Consider the following 17,227-nt stretch of genomic DNA (forward strand, 5'->3'; position numbering starts at 1 on the left):
GATATTCAGGAGGGATGAAAATGGAAGAAAAAGAACAGTTGTCTAGAATTATGGATTTAGCTAGTGATTTAAGGAAAGTATTAGTACAAGAATCTTTTTTTAATCATCATCCTGAACTTCGAGGCGTGATTGAAAATTTAGCGAGTTCTGTAGAGAATTTGGCGAGTTTGCAGCAAAATAAAGATGAAAATGCCGAAGATCGATTACGGTACGTACTTGCTAAAATGAAAATCGCTCATAATGCCATTTTACAAGAAAAAAAAGCATTTCCTTCTCATAAATATACGTTTTAATTTTGAACCTGACGGATGACGTCAGGTTTTTTATTTCTAGTTTTAGATTGTAGTTCATACAATAAGAATAGTATGAAAAAAAGAAGGTGACTACGTTGAAATTACATAAAGCTCTTCATCCAAGTTTTATAAAGCGAATGTATTATATGAGGTTTATTGGGAAGTTTGCAAAAGCTGAGGGGGAGAAGAATGGAGAAAATTTCTTTGTACAATGTCTTTCTTCAATACCTTTAACTTTACAAGAGTTATTTCCGACTGGAAAATATTTGTTTGAAGGATTATGCAGTAATAAAAAGAATGAAAAAATCTTTACTGATTTAAAGAAGCATAAATTAGAAAAGCAACTGGTTATGTTTCGTCTTTATTATGATCGTGGAAATTTATTTCTGGAATTAATATGCACAGAAGAGCCTCGGGAAATAGCATCTTCATATAAAGTGATTCCTTCACCAAAGGTCTCAAATTATAAAAAGAGAGCGTCTTTGGAACGGAAGTTAAGCAACGGTTATTTATCATTTCTTATGCCTAAATTACCAAAAGACTTTGAGCCTCCAGAATTATTGTGGCATGAAGGAAGGCTATATGGAAATTTATCGTTAAAATCATCAATAAGTTCAATTTCATATTTTGAGCAAAGAAAAGAATGCAAATATATTGAAATAAACGATTGGATGAAACATGTAGAAATAGCAGTAGATGATCATTTATATTTTGTAAGTGAAAATGTGTATGACCAACTAAATAAACGAATTGCTGAAGAAGGTAAGTTAGTTGAAGTAGAAGATATTAAAATGCAAAAGGATGACTGGGAATGGGATGAGCGTGAATCCTCTTTTTTGCAGTATGTACAAAGTATGGTTCGTAATAAAGGATTATATTTGGATGATACAGATATATATAATTTTCACATTAGTATTAAAACCAATATGTTAACAATTGTTGGTGGTATACCAGGTGTTGGGAAATCACGCTTTGTGCAAGCTTATGCAGAATCACTTGGTTTACGTTATGGGGAAGAATTAATTTGGATTCCGATTTCACCATCGTATCAAGAACCACATGATATTCTCGGTTACCTTCATCCGAATGGTAATTTTATTGAAAGTGAAACGAAGTTAGTTCGGACATTGTTAAAGGCTAAAGAAAATCCAAATCAATTGTATATAATTGTGTTCGATGAAATGAACATGTCACATATTGAGCATTGGTTTACTCCGTTTCTATCCGTTCTTCAACTTGAAAAGAAAAATCGTATTTTGAGTTTGTATGAGAAAGTACAAGAAATAGAAAATCAAATTCCACCTTCAGTGGAAATTGGTGAGAATATTATTTTCGTAGGCACTGTAAATTTTGATGAAACGACGAAAGAGCTTTCCGATCGATTATTAGATCGAACAAATTTGATTGAATTACAAAAAATTCCATTTTGCGAGATGAGTATAGAACATGAGAAAGTTGTTCAGCAACCTCCGCTGAAAGTAACAACGGGAGAATTTCGACTCAATTGGTTTAGGAATAAAGAGATGATCGAAGTGTATACTGAAGAGGAATTAGAGTTATTGGATAAGTTACATGATGTATTATCATCACACGATATATCAAAAGGAATTTCTTTCCGATGTGCAAGCGCAATCGCTACGTATTTGCAAAATATACCGTTCCAAAATAATCAGTCTTATATGATTAGCAGGGAAGAAGGTTTTGATTTGCAAATAAAGCAGCGTGTATTAACGAAATTAAGGGGGACAGAAATGACAGTGGGCCCTCTACTTTCTGAAGAAGCAAAAAGGGGAGCGACATTGATACCACTTTTACAGTCTCCGCTTGCAAATCGTGTATCTACATTTGAACATTCTTTAGCTTATATAAGACAAAAGCGTAGAGAACTGGAGCTGTATGGCTATGCAAAATGAGGAGCGTTATGAAACAGCAATCGTCGATACGAAAGAAACGCTCCCGTTTGTATTGAAGCTAATTATTGGTACTGAGGGGAAAGGCGATTTTATCCTTTTAAACCGGCTTTGTACGTCTACTACAGCATTAGTTCAATGTATTTATAAAGTACAGGAATTAAAACCACTGAAATTACATTTCCATTATCAAAATCCAATGGACGTTACATTCATATGGAATAAAGTATATGAGGGACAAAAGAATATAAAAGAGTCACAATATGAATTAAATGAAAAAAAACAAAGAGTATTAGTGTATGAACATGGAAAAACTGAATTTTTTTATCCGTGGCGCTGTGGCTTATACCATTTTGAAGTGCGTATAGAAGATAAAACTTATTATGGTGCGTTTCAAGTGGTTCCTAAAAACTTTTTTGATGACCAATTTGAAATGATTCAAGATTATGTGAAGTCAATTTTAAACGAGTTAATTTTAGATAGAGGTTATTACAAGAAAACTTTCTTAGCACTTAGCGATATTGAAGATTCTTCTTATTTGGTATTGTTAAGAAAGTTGCCACAAAAAATGAAAAGAATAAAACAAATTTTTAAAAAAGTAGAATCGAATGCGGAATTTGTACACGAATATGAATGGGAAACGAAAGCGCGGAAGACAACGAGAAAAACTGCCATTATGACAGAAAGAAAGCTTTATGCGAAATATTACAACCGTAAATTTAAGGAGCAAAAAAATAGTATTGAAAATGCATTTCTTAAATTTAAAACGATGCAATTCTATTATTATTTACTTGAAGCAGAAATTTTTGTACGTAAAACTATTGAAATACTAGAAGGAGAAAAGAAGAAAAAGTCAGATGAATTTCAAGCTGTTAAAACAATTATGAAAACGATTGAACGAAATGGATCCGTGACGGATAGGGAAAAACAAAAATATAGAAATCTACATTTACTGAAAGAAGCAGATTTACGGAAAAGTTCTGTGAAAATACAAGAATATAAAATATTAGCTCATATCGTATATGAAAGTGTGCAATACTTTCGAAATTTATTGTATTCTCCATTTTGGAGGGAAGTTTCTGAAACAGCTACCATTAATTCGAACACTTTATCTATACCGCATCAACAATTAATCCACCATTTAGAATTGTTACCGCAACATACGGAGCAACCCCCATCTTTATTATTCGTATATAAACCAACGTTTTTAGTGTATGAGTATTACGCTTTTTTTATCGTTATTTCTATATTAGAACAAATCGGATTTGAAGATAAGAATCCTATTCGTGAACAAATACAAGAACATTTTTATTTAGACGGATTACAAGATGGAACGACAGTGATTTTACATCGAGATGATATAAAAGTGTACGTCGCGTTTAATGATTTAATTGAAACACACCCTCTTATTGCACTAAGCAAAGGAAGTAATTTTTATAACGGAGAGGACACAAAGAAGCCGGATATTCGTTTAGATTGTTATGTAAAGGAAGAAGAGAAGTATGTATATAAATCTTCTATTATTATCGAAGTGAAATACAGCCCTATGTACAATATTTTTCAGCCTGTCGGTAATACGAAAGCAACGGAGCAAATGTATAAATACTGGTCTATTAAGTATGTAGAAGAACAGAATGGTAAACGAATTTTTAAGCGAAGAGCGATTTATGAAGTGATTTGTGTATATCCAGGTAGCCATATGCATAGTAAAAAAATTGAATCTGGATGTGGAGTGTTTTTACAACTATATCCATATAAAACGAAACAAGGAGAAGAGAAGTTGGCTGGGAAGCATGGGATGATTCAAATTTTTGAGAAATGGTTAAAAAGTAATAAAATGTAAAAGAAATCCTTTTTAATGAAGGATTTCTTTAGGTTAAGAAGAATTATATGCAGTACGGAAAGACACATTATACGGTTCGAACTTGATAGTGATTATCATTTTTTTATTAGAGTAATTGAATCTTGTTATGTTTGTAACAGTATGGGGAATTAAGGGGTTTTGCATGTGTATTAATGACTAATAAGTAGGAATTTAATTCATTTTGCAGAATATAATAAGACATAAATATTTTTAGTTGCATACGAAGATTTGTTCTTATATGATAGTAAGTGAAAGCGTTATCAAAAACAGAGCGGCGATGGGAAAGGCGGTTAAATATGTTCCAGCGTGTTCAAACAAAGGAAGAGCATTTTTGGTTCGAGCAACTGTGGGGAGATTTTTGTGAAGAAAGAAACTTAATGTTTGTAGAACGTAATTTAAATCCATCACGATTTTTATTAATAGAAGATGAACATCATATTGGTACAGTAGAATGTATTAAGTTTACAGTACCTGAACAATCAAATTCTGAGTTTTTCTATCCGTTTTCTAAAAATGATTTAGTGAAAGATTTGAAAAATGTGTATGAAATAGGAAAGTTAAGTATTGCGAAAACGTCTCGGGGGAGAGGACATTTCAAAAGGCTGGCAGCTATTTTATTTATGCATGCGTTAGAGACGAAAGCGGAATGGTATATTGCAGCAGTTACAAAAAGAATGTATATGTATTTACTTACACTCGGTTTTCCAATCGAACCGATAGATAGTCCATTCCAGTTTCATGATACTTTACAAGGTGTACCAGTGCGAATTCATGCTCGAAAAGGGGCTACACATCTGTATTCTTTGAAAGAATTCCGTGATATTATTCAAGGGAATGCTCATGCGCAGGCACTTATTGCAGAATACAGTAAAAATATTATGTTAACAAAATGAAAATATATGAATATGTATAGTATGAAGAAGAGTTACTTATTACGGGCATCTGTTTTCATACAAAAAGTAGACCCTTATTCTCAGAATAAGGGTCTAAAATATTATAGTCCAAATATACTAAAAATCATTTTACGACGCTTCGGTTTCTTTTCTCTTTCATATGTTGGTTTTGCATCAGGAGTAATGTATATTGGTTCTTCTTTTTTTAGGGCAGCTTCTAGTTTTTGAATTCGTTCTAACATTTCCTCTATTTCGCGGCGATGTTGTAAAAGTTGGTATGTAACGACATCATTTGCTTTATCTTGCATTTGTTCTTCCATTCGATCTAGTCTTCTCGTAATTGTGGTAAATTGAGCTGTTAATTGCTCAAAATCATTCGATGATGTGTTTTGAACAATTGTGTTTACTTGAGTTTTTAATTTTTCTACATCATTTGAAGATGGTTTTTGAGTAGTTTGAGAGTTTTGAGGCTGGTCCATTTGAGAGCGATGGTATTCTAACATTAGATCTAAATCACCTTGTGTGAAAATAAAATGACCATATTTATTTTTTTTAATCGTAAGATTTAATTGTTGTGCAATCCGGACAACAGCCTTTGGGCTAACACCTAATTTCTTTGCGATAAATGGTGTTTTATATTCCAAAATAATCCCTCCTATATATATCCTGTTGAATGATTTCTAGTTATGTAGCAAGTTCCCTTCAGGTGTGACAAAAGAAGTGTGGAATCGGCAAAGAAAGTGTTTTTTCACGAAGTTCAGCTGTTTAGCACATACTATTTATATAAATCATTTTTAGTTATCGGAAAATTGGGCTTATTATAGTTTGACGATAATAAGCTAATTAGATTATCATAATTATAAATATCTTTTTTATGTATGCATATAATATATAAAAAGGTGGTTACTAATGTAGAATTTTATTAGAGTATAAGAATGCTTACTTCACTTGAATAAATTTAAGTAGGAGGTGGCTTCCTTGCTTACACTGTAAGTAAGGAAAAGTATTTGGACATATATAGTATAAGTATAGTGATTGTTTTAATTGCCTTAACGGCATTTTTCGTTGCAGCAGAATTTGCAATTGTTAAAGTGAGGAGTTCACGAATTGACTATTTAATTGCAAAAGGAAATAATCGTGCAATATCTGTCAAAACAATCATTACAAACTTAGACGAATATTTATCAGCTTGTCAATTAGGAATAACTGTTACAGCTCTTGGGATTGGGTGGTCTGGTAAACCTGCGCTAAAGCACATGTTTGATGTGTTGTTTGCAAATTGGAACGTCCCTACTCAACTCGCAGACATTTTAGCTATAATTTTAGTATTTTTGTTTATCACATTTTTCCATGTGGTAGTAGGAGAGTTAGCTCCAAAAACATTTGCGATTCAAAAAGCAGAACAAGTGAGTTTCTTTGTTGCTAAGCCACTCATTTTGTTTTATCGTATTGCATTCCCATTCATTTGGATTTTAAATGGATCAGCTCGGTTAATTACAAAGTTTCTTGGGTTGAAACCACCAAAAGGGCATGATGAAGTGCATTCAGAAGAAGAATTGCGGTTGTTAGTTTCAGAAAGTTATAAAAATGGTGAGATTAATCAATCTGAATATAAGTATGTGAATAAAATATTTGAATTTGATGATCGTATTGCGAAAGAAATAATGGTACCACGAACAGAGATGAATATTTTAAATAAAGAAATGCCTGCTGAAGAGGCTTTACAAAAAATGTCTCATGAAAAATATACGAGGTATCCGGTTGTTGATGGTGATAAGGACCATGTAATAGGCTTTGTGAATTTTAAAGATATATTTACAGATTTTGTGAAGCACCGAGTTGTTAGTGAAAAGACAGTGGAGCAATATATTAGGCCAATTATTTTAGTTATTGAATCTATCCCGATTCATGATCTATTTTTAAAAATGCAAAGAGAAAGAACACATATCGCTATATTAATTGATGAATATGGTGGTACATCAGGTCTTGTAACCGTTGAAGATATTTTAGAAGAAATTGTAGGGGATATTCAAGATGAGTTCGATACTGATGAACAACCGGAAATCCAACAAGTTAGTGAGACGAAAACGATTTTAGAGGGAAAAGTACTTGTTAGTGAAGTGAACGCATTATTAGGTTTGACTATTGACGACGATGATGTCGATACGATTGGCGGTTGGATCCTAACAAAAAATATTGAGATTTCCGAGGGTGATACCATTGAGATTGAAAATTATAAATTTTGCGTAAAAAAATTAGATGGACACTATATTAAGAGATTAGAAGTAACGAAACCTTCAGAATCGATTGTTATTGTAGGAGATGAAAAAAAGATTTCGCTGCAAGAACAAATTAGTTCGTAAACTCTGCTTTGTAGCAGAGTTTTTTTGAGCAAAATGTTTTTTGATGTATTAGGGCTATGATACAATTACACAAGTCAGACCTTTCACTAGGTGAAATAAATGAAATGTATTATTGTATACATATATTCGGAAGGAGAACCACTATGAAAAAACATTTATATATAAATGGGGTATGGAAATCAGTAGAGACGTATAAACCATTGTATGCACCATATTCTGAAGAAACATTAGCGGAGATTGCGCAAGGTACAGAAGATGACGTTAAGGAAGCAATAGTTTCGGCCAAAAATGCAATGAAAGAAATGAAAAAATTATCCGCATACGACCGTGCAACTATTTTAGAAAAGGTTGCACAAAAAATGGATGAGAGAAGAGAAGAGTTTGCAGAGATTATCGCAAAAGAAGCTGCAAAACCAATTCGTGCTGCACGGGGAGAAGTAGATCGCACTGTTCAAACATATAAGTTTGCAGCTGAAGAAGCGAAGCGAATATATGGTGAGACGTTACCATTAGATGCTGCACCAGGAGCAGGTGGCCGTATAGCCTATACAATTCGACAACCAATCGGGGTTATTGGTGCTATTACACCGTTTAATTTTCCACTTAATTTAGTAGCACATAAGGTAGGCCCAGCAATTGCGGCTGGAAATACTATTGTGCTAAAGCCTGCCGACCAAACGCCACTTTCTTCGTATGCATTGGTAGAATTATTTGAAGAAGCTGGTTTACCAAAGGGAGCTTTCAATATAATTTCTGGACCTGGATCTGTTGTAGGTGAGGCATTAGTAAAAGATGAGAACGTTGCTAGTATTACTTTTACAGGAAGTCCGAAAGTAGGTATTGGAATTAAGGAAAAAGCCGGGTTGAAACGAGTGACGTTAGAATTAGGATCGAACGCTGCAGTAATTATTGATGAAGATGTTGAATTGACAGACGAAATAATTGAACGTGTAAAATGGGGCGCGTTTGTGAATAATGGACAAGTTTGTATTTCAGTACAACGTGTTTTTGTGCATGAACGCAAAATGGAAGAGTTTATTACAAAATTAACGAAAGCAATGGAAAACGTTGTAGTAGGAGACCCGCTTCATGAAGAAACAGATGTATCAGCACTTATTTCAAAAAAAGATGTAGAACGTATAAATTCATGGGTGGAAGAGGCAGTTAAGGAAGGAGCTAATGTTGTATACGGTGGTAACAAACGTGATGCAAGGATTTTTGAACCAACGGTATTAACAAATGTTCCAGATTATGTATCTGTTCAGTGCCAAGAAGTATTTGGTCCACTTATGACTGTAAATACATTTAAAGAATTTGATGAGGCTTTAGAACAAGTAAATAATTCACGTTATGGATTACAAGCAGGTGTATTTACAAACAATCTATGTAAGGCAATGCGTGCAATTGATGAATTAGAAGTCGGTGGTGTCATGATTAATGATATTCCAACGTTCAGAGTAGATCATATGCCTTATGGCGGTGTGAAAGAGAGTGGCACAGGCCGTGAAGGGATTAAATATGCAATAGAAGAAATGACAGAAATGAAATTAGTGTGTATTAAAAAATAAAGTAGATCGAGCTTAAACACCGCAATAAAAAACGAGCAGGAAATGTTTACGATTCCATACTCGTTTTTTATTGTTTGTTTTACGTTTCTCGGAACGATTTCATTTAATCAAGTGTACCTTTTACTTCATTTCTTGTTTGAAAATATCATCTTCGACATAAATATGTTCTTTATCTACAGCAGTGCTATGAGAGAGTACTAAACCGATTGGTGTTTCAGTACCTTTATTTTGAACAATTGTAAAAGGAATATTTTTTTCAGTTGCTAATTTAATGTATTTTGATAAATGTGGGTAAGCAATGCTTCCATTTAGGAATAGTTGTAATGATTGAGAAGAACGTATGTTACCCGTTACTTCTGTATACACATTACTTTGCATTACTTGACCGATTGTTAAAGCGATTTCTACACGCTCACGTAATGTAGTTAAGTACATATTACGTTCTTCTGGTTTGTTTTGCTTTTGGCCATATATGCCTTCTTGGAGATAGTCTTCCACATTTTTATTTACCATATTTTTCACACCTTTCACTTCTTATTGTACGCAAGAATTAAAAAGGATGCAAAAAAAAAGTAGTTTTGAACAGGAAAATAATTTAAAAAATGAGAAGGGAAAGGGATATAGGAATACAACTTATTTAAATAAGAAAGGAAAAATAAATTTTATCAACAGAAATTAACAAAATGTGACAAAAATCTATTAACGAAATGTATTTTTTGTGTTAATATTCAAAATATAAAGGGTATTCGTCGTATGGAAATGGAGGAATGGAGGTTTTTCCAATCGATAAGGATATTAAAGAAGTATTTTGTTCGCACTTGAAAAACAACAGGCACCAATTCGTAGAGAACTGGAAAAACAAAATGATAATTTCCGAAAAAGATCCATTTAAACAAGAGGTAGTTCAAAATGGAGCGAATTTATTAGATTTAATTATCGAACTTATTATGGAAGATAAAGACATTAATTATCTTCAGCCATTATGTGAGAAAATTGCCATTGAGCGTGCAGGGGCAGATGCGAATATTGGAGATTTTGTTTACAATGCAAATGTGGGAAGAAATGAACTTTTTGAAGCGATGTGCGAATTGGATGTAAGTGCTCGTGAACTGAAACCGATTATGGCCAAAATACATACTTGTTTTGACAAATTAATTTATTATACCGTTTTAAAATACTCAGAAATTATATCGAGAAATTTAGAAGAAAAACAGCAATATATAAATGAAACACATAAAGAAAGGCTTACGATTCTAGGGCAAATGTCGGCTAGTTTTGTGCATGAATTTCGTAATCCGCTAACTTCGATTATGGGATTTGTAAAGTTATTGAAGACAGATCACCCTAATCTATCGTATTTAGATATTATTTCACATGAATTAGATCAATTAAATTTTAGGATTTCGCAATTTTTACTTGTATCGAAAAAAGAAATGTGGAATGAATCTGAACGTTTTTTGGTAAATGACTTATTTCAAGATATTATACAATTCTTATATCCAAGTTTAGTTAATGCAAATGTTTTGATTGAAAAGAATTTGCCGTATCCTATTCCACTCGTTGGTTACCGGAGTGAAGTGAAGCAAGTAGTTTTAAATATTTTAATGAATTCGATTGATGCTCTTGAATCGGTGAAAGAAGAGCGAAAAATTATCATTGATGTATTTGAAGAGGATCAGGCTGTTCGCATTGTTATAAAAAATAATGGACCTATGATTCCAGCAGACAATGTAGAGACTATTTTTGAGCCATTTGTAACTACTAAAAAGCTAGGAACTGGTATTGGACTATTTGTATGTAAACAAATTGTAGAAAAACATAAAGGATCCATATTGTGTCGTTCGGATAACGATTGGACAGAATTTCAAATTACGTTTCAAAAGTAAACAGTCTACACCATGCGAATGGTGTAGACTGTTTTAATTTGTAAGTATAACGGTCTCTAATTTTGGATCCTCAGTTGAATAACCAACTATTGAAATTGTGTAAATTGTATTTGGTTCAACGTTGAATTTTGGAATGGTTAATAGTACTTTTTTTGTATCAGCAAGTGAAACTTCAATATCTGCTGTACCAGGGCTAACTTGTAAAAAATCTGTTATTTGCTTAAAGAGTACATTTTCAAATAAATGATCCCCATCTTTTAAATTTACATTTACAACTGGAGTGTCTGGTGAAAAATGTGCAAACCGTATTTTTGCTTGACCAGATGGTAAATGAGTATTATCAAGAATGGGTTGTAATTGGAGATGATTATCGCTATTGACCGCTGCAAGGGTATAAGTGTGATTCCCCATTATTGGTACTAATGCTGAAAATATTGGAGTTTCGTTTCCGACAGGGACAATATCAATACGGTATTTACCTTGCACTAATGATAAATACGGACTGAATTGTTTAAAAGAAATATTTTTAATAACCTTTTGTCCGTTTATTATAATATCAACTGCTGGTGTATGGGGAGCTGTGTGGAAGATTCTCATATGTGACGGTAAAGTCGCTTCTTGTGAATCTCTCTTTTCATATGCTTGTACAAGTTTTGTAATTGCATCATAGTATTTCATATAGAGTTCTACATATCTTTTAGGATTGCTATATTGATAGTAACGAGCGAGCTGTTCGTAACGTGCAGCTTCTTGGCCGTATTTTTCAATTTCGGATTGAGTCATGAACATTCCTCCTTTATCATCATTACAAATATATGCGAAGCTAGAAAGAGGTTATGCAAAAAACTTGCCTTTCTAGAAGGAAAAGTTAAAATGGGGATTTTTTTATTTATAGGCAAACACACATACAAATCGATAATTGTCCTACATAAATTATAAAGGAAAGGCAGTTTGACTTTGATGGAAGGAGTGGAACCATTGGGATGGGGATATCCCCATAGTTATTGGGAATGAAGTTATGGAGGATTTTGTGCTATAGGCTGTGGGACGAATTATGGATTTGTATTATGAGTATTTCTATTAATTTTAGTGATGCGTTGGATAAGGTAATACCGATAAAAGAGCGTCGTGCCGAACTGATTAATGTGGTTAATCGGTTCTTTTTTTATTGTTCTAAACAGGTGGTACTATTTGTTAAGAAATAGTTATGATAAATGAGGCGAAGTAAAATGTCGAATTTTGTTTGAAAATATGCAATATAAAGTAGGATAATAGGAAGGAGAATAACGGGAGTTCCGTCGAAGTTTACACAATGTCAGCAATTGAGGGAAGTTGATATTATATTAAAAAAATATTCAATTTGCTGTTATCTTAAATCAGGAAGGGGTATTTAAGCGTATAGGTAAGATTGGTCTTCATTTCAAGTTCTGAATTTTCTGTTTTTAAAATAATATTTAGCAGTCATTTGTATATTTTATAATAGTTTTTTGATAAATTCACTGCTTTTGCAGAGGATTCTTTTTTATGAAAGAAACGTCAATTTTCTTCATATACATATACAAATTGGAGAAATGGGGGAGCGCTATGCGCGATTACTTAATTAAACCACTTGTTGGTCAGCCGTATCCGATGATTTCACATGGAAAAGGTGTGTATTTGTATGATCAAAACGGAAATAAATATTTTGATGGTTCGTCTGGAGCGATTACGGCAGGTATTGGACATGGCGTAGCAGAGATAGCAGAAGTTATAAAAAAACAGGCAGAGGAGATCGCTTTCGTTTATAGATCACAGTTTACGAGTGAACCAGCTGAAAAATTAGCGAAGAAGTTAAGTGATTTATCTGTAGGAGATTTGAACTGGAGCTTTTTTGTGAATAGTGGTACGGAAGCAAATGAAACAGCTATGAAAATCGCAATTCAGCATTTTCAGGAGCGTGGCATTCAAGGGAAACATAAAATTTTGTCACGGTGGATGAGCTATCACGGGATTACAATGGGAGCTTTATCTATGTCTGGGCATCCACTGCGCAGACAACGTTTCGTTTCTATTTTGGAAGATTATCCGACTATTCCAGCTCCATACTGTTTTAGATGTCCTGTACAAAAGGTATATCCAACATGTCAACTTTCTTGTGCGACTGAACTAGAAAGAGCGATTGATCGAATTGGTGCAGAACATATTGCAGCTTTTATTGCTGAACCGATTATCGGAGCTGCTGGAGGCGCGGTTGTCCCGCCGAAAGAATACTATAAAGTAATTAAAGATATTTGTAGTCATTACGATATATTATTTATTGCGGATGAAGTAATGACTGGACTTGGTCGTACTGGTGCATGGTTTGCTATGGAGCACTGGGGTGTAGAACCGGATATTATGACCCTTGGTAAGGGGCTAGGAGCGGGTTATACACCAATGGCAGCGACAATAGTAAGTGACCGTGTTATGGAGCCGATTTTACGTGGATCACGTTCTGTAATGAGCGGGCATACGCTTAGTGCAAATCCATTGTCTGCAGCAACGGCTTTAGCAGTTATTGAATATATGGAGAAACATAATTTACCTGAAAAAACAGCAGAAAAGGGAGAGTATTTATTAAAAGGTTTGCAGAAAGTTCAGCAACAATCGACAATCATTGCCGATGTGCGTGGAAAAGGATTGCTAATTGGAATAGAATTGCAACCGTTTACAAAAGCGTCGGAGCTTATTTCAGTTGCTGCTAAAAATGGACTGCTCTTATACCAAGCTGTTTCAGGGCAAGCAGGAAAAGAGGATAGTGCACTGCTTGTTGCACCACCAATGACAACTACATATTCCGAGTTAGATGAATTACTTTCAATTTTTGTAAAGAGCGTGGAAGAGATGATGCAAAAAGGAGGGCATAGTATCGCATGACAACTATTACAAATACATTCGGTAAATTAAAAGAAATAGAGGAAGTAATTTCTTTGTTCCATGATGATATGACATTAATGTTTGGGGGATTTGGAGGAATCGGATCACCTCCATCTTTAATTCAAGCTGTTTTAGATAAAGGCATTACAAATTTAAATTTAATAGGAAATGATACTGGATTTCCTGATGTAGGAATCGGTCGTCTTGTTACGAATGAAAGGGTTAAATCTTTAGTTACTTCTCATATTGGGTCAAATCCAAATGCGGGAAGACAATTAAATGAAGGAAGATTGCAAATTGAATTCTCTCCGCAAGGAACACTCGCAGAGCGTATTCGCGCTGGTGGTGTAGGGCTTGGTGGTATTTTAGTTGATGTTGGTGTTGATACGATTGTAGAAGAAGGAAAGCGTACAGTTGAAATGAATGGAAAGACATATTTAGTTGAAACAGCTTTAACGGCTGAAGTCGCAATTGTATATGCGAAAAAAGCGGATCCGTTTGGCAATCTTGTATTTGATAAAAGCGCTCGTAATATGAATCCACACGTAGCTATGGCTGGTGACATAACGATTGTAGAAGCAGAAGAAATTGTTCCACTTGGAAGTTTAGATCCAGAAGAAATTGTCGTCCCAGGTGTATTTGTAAATTATATCGTGCCATCGGAAGGAGTGAATTGGAAATGGGTATGGGCGTAGAAGTAAGAGATAAGATTGCAAGACGTGCAGCGAAAGAAATTCAGAATGGTATGCTTGTAAATTTAGGTATTGGAATTCCATCGCTTGTACCGAATCATTTGCCAGAAGATATGAATGTTATGTTTCATGCGGAAAACGGTATTGTTGGTATGGGACCAACGCCAAGTAAAGGGAATGAAGATGAGAATTTATGTAACGCAGCTGGTTTACCAACATCTCTTATTACAGGAGCAAGTTATTTTGATAGCTGCATGGCGTTTGGCATGATTCGAAAAGGATTACTTGATGTTACGATACTTGGTTCGTTACAAGTAAGTGAAAATGGTGATTTAGCGAACTGGATTGTACCAGGAAAACGCGTTCCAGGTATTGGAGGAGCGATGGATTTAGCGCAAAAAGCGAAGCGGGTCGTTGTTGTGATGAATCATGTTGATAAATACGGAAATGCAAAGATTGTTTCGGAATGTACATTGCCATTAACTTCGAAAAAATGTGTAGATTTAATTATTACAGACATGGCTGTCATGGAAGTGACCCAAAGAGGACTTGTCTTACAAGAATTAATGAGTCCATATACTGTAGAAGATGTAAAACGACATACGACAGCTGATTTTCATATAAGCTCAAATTTACTAGTAATTGAATGAGGGGAGTTGTAATATATGGAGCAATTAAAAAAACAAGTTTGTGATTATATTGAGGGTCATGAAGAAGAGAGTGTAAAATTTTTAACACGATTAATTCAAGAAAAGAGCGTATCTGGTGATGAAAGTGGTGCACAGGCAATTGTTATTGAAAAGTTGCGTGAGTTAGGTCTAGATCTTGATATTTGGGAGCCTGCTTTTAAGGAAATGAAAGATCACCCTTATTTCGTATCACCTCGTATAAGTTTTACAGATAGCCCGAACATTGTAGCGACTTTAAAAGGAAGTGGCGAAGGGAAATCTATGATTTTAAACGGGCATATTGATGTCGTGCCAGAAGGGGATGTAAATCAGTGGGACCATCATCCATATAGTGGAGAGAAAATAGGAAACCGCATATATGGACGTGGAACAACAGATATGAAAGGCGGCAATGTCTCACTTATGCTTGCGATGGAAGCGATTATTGAATCTGGTATTGAACTAAAAGGTGATATACATTTTCAAAGTGTAATAGAAGAAGAGAGCGGTGGGGCAGGAACATTAGCCGCTATTTTACGAGGATATAAGGCAGATGGCGTTATTATTCCTGAGCCGACGAATATGAAGTTTTTTCCGAAACAACAAGGATCAATGTGGTTTCGTCTACATATAAAAGGAAAAGCAGCACACGGTGGTACACGTTATGAAGGAGTAAGTGCAATTGAAAAAAGTATGTTTGTTGTAGAGCATTTGAGAAAATTAGAAGAGAAGAGAAATGGTAGAATTACAGATCCGTTATTTAAGGGGATTCCGATTCCAATTCCAATTAACGTTGGGAAAATTGAAGGGGGAAGCTGGCCAAGTTCTGTTCCCGATTCATTAATTTTAGAAGGAAGATGTGGTATTGCGCCGAATGAGACTATAGAGGCAGCAAAAGAAGAGTTTGAGGGCTGGATTGGTGAATTAAAAGATGTGGATAGTTGGTTTGTAAAAAATCCTGTAGAAGTAGAATGGTTTGGGGCTAGATGGGTTCCTGGTGAACTAGAAGAAAATCATCCACTTATTACAACGCTTCAACATAACTTTGTTGAAATCGAAGGGAACGAGCCGATTATAGAAGCTTCGCCATGGGGAACAGATGGAGGTTTGTTCACACAAATAGCTAACGTACCCACGATAGTATTTGGTCCAGGAGAGACGAAAGTAGCACACTATCCAAACGAATATATAGAAGTTGATAAAATGATTGCTGCCGCAAAAATAATTGCATGTACATTACTAGATTGGTGTGAGGTGAAAAAATGAAATACTATGAATCTTTTAGTGAACAGACAAAGCATTATACAGTAGAAGGGGTTTTAGATTATTTTAATAAACGTATTAGAATTGATCACTATACAGGAAATGTTGAAAGCATCATACAAACAATCGATGAATTAGCAAAGAAACATTCTTTCACTAAATGTATTATTAAAGGAAAGGGAGAGCATGTTTCAACATGGCTCTCTTTCGGTTTCTTACTGGAAGCAACAATACCTCATTATTTTCAAGGGCACGATGCGCACTTCTTCGTGAAATATCATAATGATGAAAGACGAAATAGTATTCATTGGACTGAGGAAGATACTATTTTAAGTGGTGTAAAAGAAAAAGAAGTGAAAGAAAAAATAGTCCCAGAGGAATTTGTGTTAAGAAAAGCGACAGAAGAGGATGCGGAAGAATTAGCAATTGTCTTTGGAAAAGTATTTGAAGTTTATCCGACACCTTTAAATGATGGGAATTATGTAAAGCAGACGATGAAGGAAGACGATACAATTTACTATGTTTATGAATTCGAGGGGAAAATTATTAGTACAGCATCTGCTGAAATGAACGTGAAAGAAGGTAATGCAGAATTAACGAATTGTGCTACATTACCTGAATATCGAAAACATGGTTTCATGAAAAGTCTGTTAATTAAATTGGAGGAAGAGCTCCAAGAAAAATCTATTTTTTGTTCTTATACAATTGCTCGCTCGCTATCTTTCGGTATGAATGCAGCCTTTCATCAATTAGGCTATACATATACGGGAAGGCTTGCGAATAATTGCTACATTTTTGATAAGTTGGAAGATATGAATATATGGGTGAAAGATTTATCCAGCTATTCGAAAGCAGTAAGACTCCCGCCTCAAAATTCGGCTGTAAAGCAAAGAAGTTAGGTGGGAGTCGGGTTAATAATAAAGCCCCACTGA

General features: G+C 34.5%; 15 protein-coding genes. 12 read left to right on the forward strand and 3 right to left on the reverse strand.

From position 1 onward, the window contains the following. Positions 1-20 precede the first annotated feature (20 nt). From MHH59_RS11080 to MHH59_RS11095, 4 genes are all read left to right on the forward strand, one after another. Positions 21-293, forward strand: a complete 273-nt coding sequence (locus MHH59_RS11080; protein WP_340851211.1) for a LemA domain protein — start codon at positions 21-23, stop codon at positions 291-293. A gap of 95 nt (positions 294-388) precedes the next feature. Continuing rightward, positions 389-2,206, forward strand: a complete 1,818-nt coding sequence (locus MHH59_RS11085) for an AAA family ATPase (protein WP_215564322.1) — start codon at positions 389-391, stop codon at positions 2,204-2,206. Further along, positions 2,196-4,046, forward strand: coding sequence for a hypothetical protein (locus MHH59_RS11090; protein ID WP_340851212.1), 1,851 nt, complete (start codon positions 2,196-2,198; stop codon positions 4,044-4,046). The genes MHH59_RS11085 and MHH59_RS11090 overlap by 11 nt, the downstream gene beginning before the upstream one ends. Before the next feature lie 317 nt (positions 4,047-4,363). After that, positions 4,364-4,960: a hypothetical protein gene (locus tag MHH59_RS11095; protein WP_002085820.1), complete on the forward strand. Its 597-nt coding sequence runs from the start codon at positions 4,364-4,366 to the stop codon at positions 4,958-4,960. Positions 4,961-5,061: 101 nt separating this feature from the next. Here MHH59_RS11095 and racA read toward each other — a convergent pair whose 3' ends face one another. Next, positions 5,062-5,604: a chromosome-anchoring protein RacA gene (gene racA / locus MHH59_RS11100; RefSeq protein ID WP_002012665.1), complete on the reverse strand. Its 543-nt coding sequence runs from the start codon at positions 5,602-5,604 to the stop codon at positions 5,062-5,064. A 363-nt stretch (positions 5,605-5,967) separates the two neighbouring features. Here racA and MHH59_RS11105 point away from each other — a divergent pair, with 363 nt between their 5' ends. Together MHH59_RS11105 and MHH59_RS11110 are read left to right on the forward strand one after the other, a co-directional pair. Further along, positions 5,968-7,323 (forward strand): hemolysin family protein, encoded by a 1,356-nt coding sequence (locus tag MHH59_RS11105; protein WP_002127238.1) that lies wholly within the window; start codon positions 5,968-5,970, stop codon positions 7,321-7,323. 143 nt (positions 7,324-7,466) lie between these two features. Beyond that, positions 7,467-8,891: an aldehyde dehydrogenase family protein gene (locus MHH59_RS11110; RefSeq protein WP_002085816.1), complete on the forward strand. Its 1,425-nt coding sequence runs from the start codon at positions 7,467-7,469 to the stop codon at positions 8,889-8,891. A gap of 120 nt (positions 8,892-9,011) precedes the next feature. Here the strand turns inward: MHH59_RS11110 and MHH59_RS11115 are convergent, their stop codons facing one another. After that, positions 9,012-9,404 carry a YueI family protein gene (locus MHH59_RS11115; RefSeq protein WP_002085811.1) on the reverse strand — a complete coding sequence of 131 codons (393 nt, stop codon included), beginning with the start codon at positions 9,402-9,404 and terminating at the stop codon, positions 9,012-9,014. 254 nt (positions 9,405-9,658) lie between these two features. On the opposite strand from MHH59_RS11115, the gene MHH59_RS11120 reads away from it, so the two are divergent. Beyond that, entirely contained in the window at positions 9,659-10,777 is a 1,119-nt protein-coding gene (locus MHH59_RS11120; RefSeq protein WP_002127244.1) for a BA2291 family sporulation histidine kinase, read from the forward strand. Positions 10,778-10,810: 33 nt separating this feature from the next. Here the strand turns inward: MHH59_RS11120 and MHH59_RS11125 are convergent, their stop codons facing one another. Next, positions 10,811-11,560: a DUF4397 domain-containing protein gene (locus tag MHH59_RS11125; protein ID WP_002012659.1), complete on the reverse strand. Its 750-nt coding sequence runs from the start codon at positions 11,558-11,560 to the stop codon at positions 10,811-10,813. Positions 11,561-12,361: 801 nt separating this feature from the next. Here MHH59_RS11125 and MHH59_RS11130 point away from each other — a divergent pair. From MHH59_RS11130 to ablB, 5 genes are read left to right on the forward strand one after another with little or no spacing between them, the layout of a single operon-like run. Then, on the forward strand, positions 12,362-13,672 hold the full coding sequence (locus MHH59_RS11130) for an aspartate aminotransferase family protein (protein ID WP_002185938.1): 1,311 nt from the start codon (positions 12,362-12,364) through the stop codon (positions 13,670-13,672). Next, a complete protein-coding gene (gene atoD, locus MHH59_RS11135; RefSeq protein ID WP_002085805.1) occupies positions 13,669-14,367 on the forward strand; it encodes an acetate CoA-transferase subunit alpha in 699 nt (232 codons plus the stop codon). The genes MHH59_RS11130 and atoD overlap by 4 nt, the downstream gene beginning before the upstream one ends. After that, positions 14,352-15,014 (forward strand): CoA transferase subunit B, encoded by a 663-nt coding sequence (locus MHH59_RS11140; protein ID WP_002127246.1) that lies wholly within the window; start codon positions 14,352-14,354, stop codon positions 15,012-15,014. The genes atoD and MHH59_RS11140 overlap by 16 nt, the downstream gene beginning before the upstream one ends. Positions 15,015-15,029: 15 nt before the next feature. Then, positions 15,030-16,298 (forward strand): peptidase, encoded by a 1,269-nt coding sequence (locus tag MHH59_RS11145; protein WP_002127247.1) that lies wholly within the window; start codon positions 15,030-15,032, stop codon positions 16,296-16,298. Beyond that, a complete protein-coding gene (gene ablB, locus MHH59_RS11150; protein ID WP_002127248.1) occupies positions 16,295-17,194 on the forward strand; it encodes a putative beta-lysine N-acetyltransferase in 900 nt (299 codons plus the stop codon). The genes MHH59_RS11145 and ablB overlap by 4 nt, the downstream gene beginning before the upstream one ends. Positions 17,195-17,227: the final 33 nt, after the last annotated feature.

It is taken from the genome of Bacillus sp. FSL E2-0195 (genome assembly GCF_038003645.1).
In the GTDB taxonomy this organism is placed as follows: domain Bacteria; phylum Bacillota; class Bacilli; order Bacillales; family Bacillaceae_G; genus Bacillus_A; species Bacillus_A mycoides.

What these genes read in the sequence shown, in the direction of transcription:
- MHH59_RS11080 (WP_340851211.1), top strand. Translation starts at nt 21, where the DNA reads ATGGAAGAAAAAGAACAGTTGTCTAGAATTATGGATTTAGCTAGTGAT.
- MHH59_RS11090 (WP_340851212.1), top strand. Translation starts at nt 2,196, where the DNA reads ATGCAAAATGAGGAGCGTTATGAAACAGCAATCGTCGATACGAAAGAA.
- MHH59_RS11095 (WP_002085820.1), top strand. Translation starts at nt 4,364, where the DNA reads ATGTTCCAGCGTGTTCAAACAAAGGAAGAGCATTTTTGGTTCGAGCAA.
- MHH59_RS11110 (WP_002085816.1), top strand. Translation starts at nt 7,467, where the DNA reads ATGAAAAAACATTTATATATAAATGGGGTATGGAAATCAGTAGAGACG.
- MHH59_RS11115 (WP_002085811.1), bottom strand. Translation starts at nt 9,404, where the DNA reads ATGGTAAATAAAAATGTGGAAGACTATCTCCAAGAAGGCATATATGGC.
- MHH59_RS11120 (WP_002127244.1), top strand. Translation starts at nt 9,659, where the DNA reads ATGGAGGTTTTTCCAATCGATAAGGATATTAAAGAAGTATTTTGTTCG.
- MHH59_RS11125 (WP_002012659.1), bottom strand. Translation starts at nt 11,560, where the DNA reads ATGACTCAATCCGAAATTGAAAAATACGGCCAAGAAGCTGCACGTTAC.
- MHH59_RS11130 (WP_002185938.1), top strand. Translation starts at nt 12,362, where the DNA reads ATGCGCGATTACTTAATTAAACCACTTGTTGGTCAGCCGTATCCGATG.
- atoD (WP_002085805.1), top strand. Translation starts at nt 13,669, where the DNA reads ATGACAACTATTACAAATACATTCGGTAAATTAAAAGAAATAGAGGAA.
- MHH59_RS11140 (WP_002127246.1), top strand. Translation starts at nt 14,352, where the DNA reads ATGGGTATGGGCGTAGAAGTAAGAGATAAGATTGCAAGACGTGCAGCG.
- MHH59_RS11145 (WP_002127247.1), top strand. Translation starts at nt 15,030, where the DNA reads ATGGAGCAATTAAAAAAACAAGTTTGTGATTATATTGAGGGTCATGAA.
- ablB (WP_002127248.1), top strand. Translation starts at nt 16,295, where the DNA reads ATGAAATACTATGAATCTTTTAGTGAACAGACAAAGCATTATACAGTA.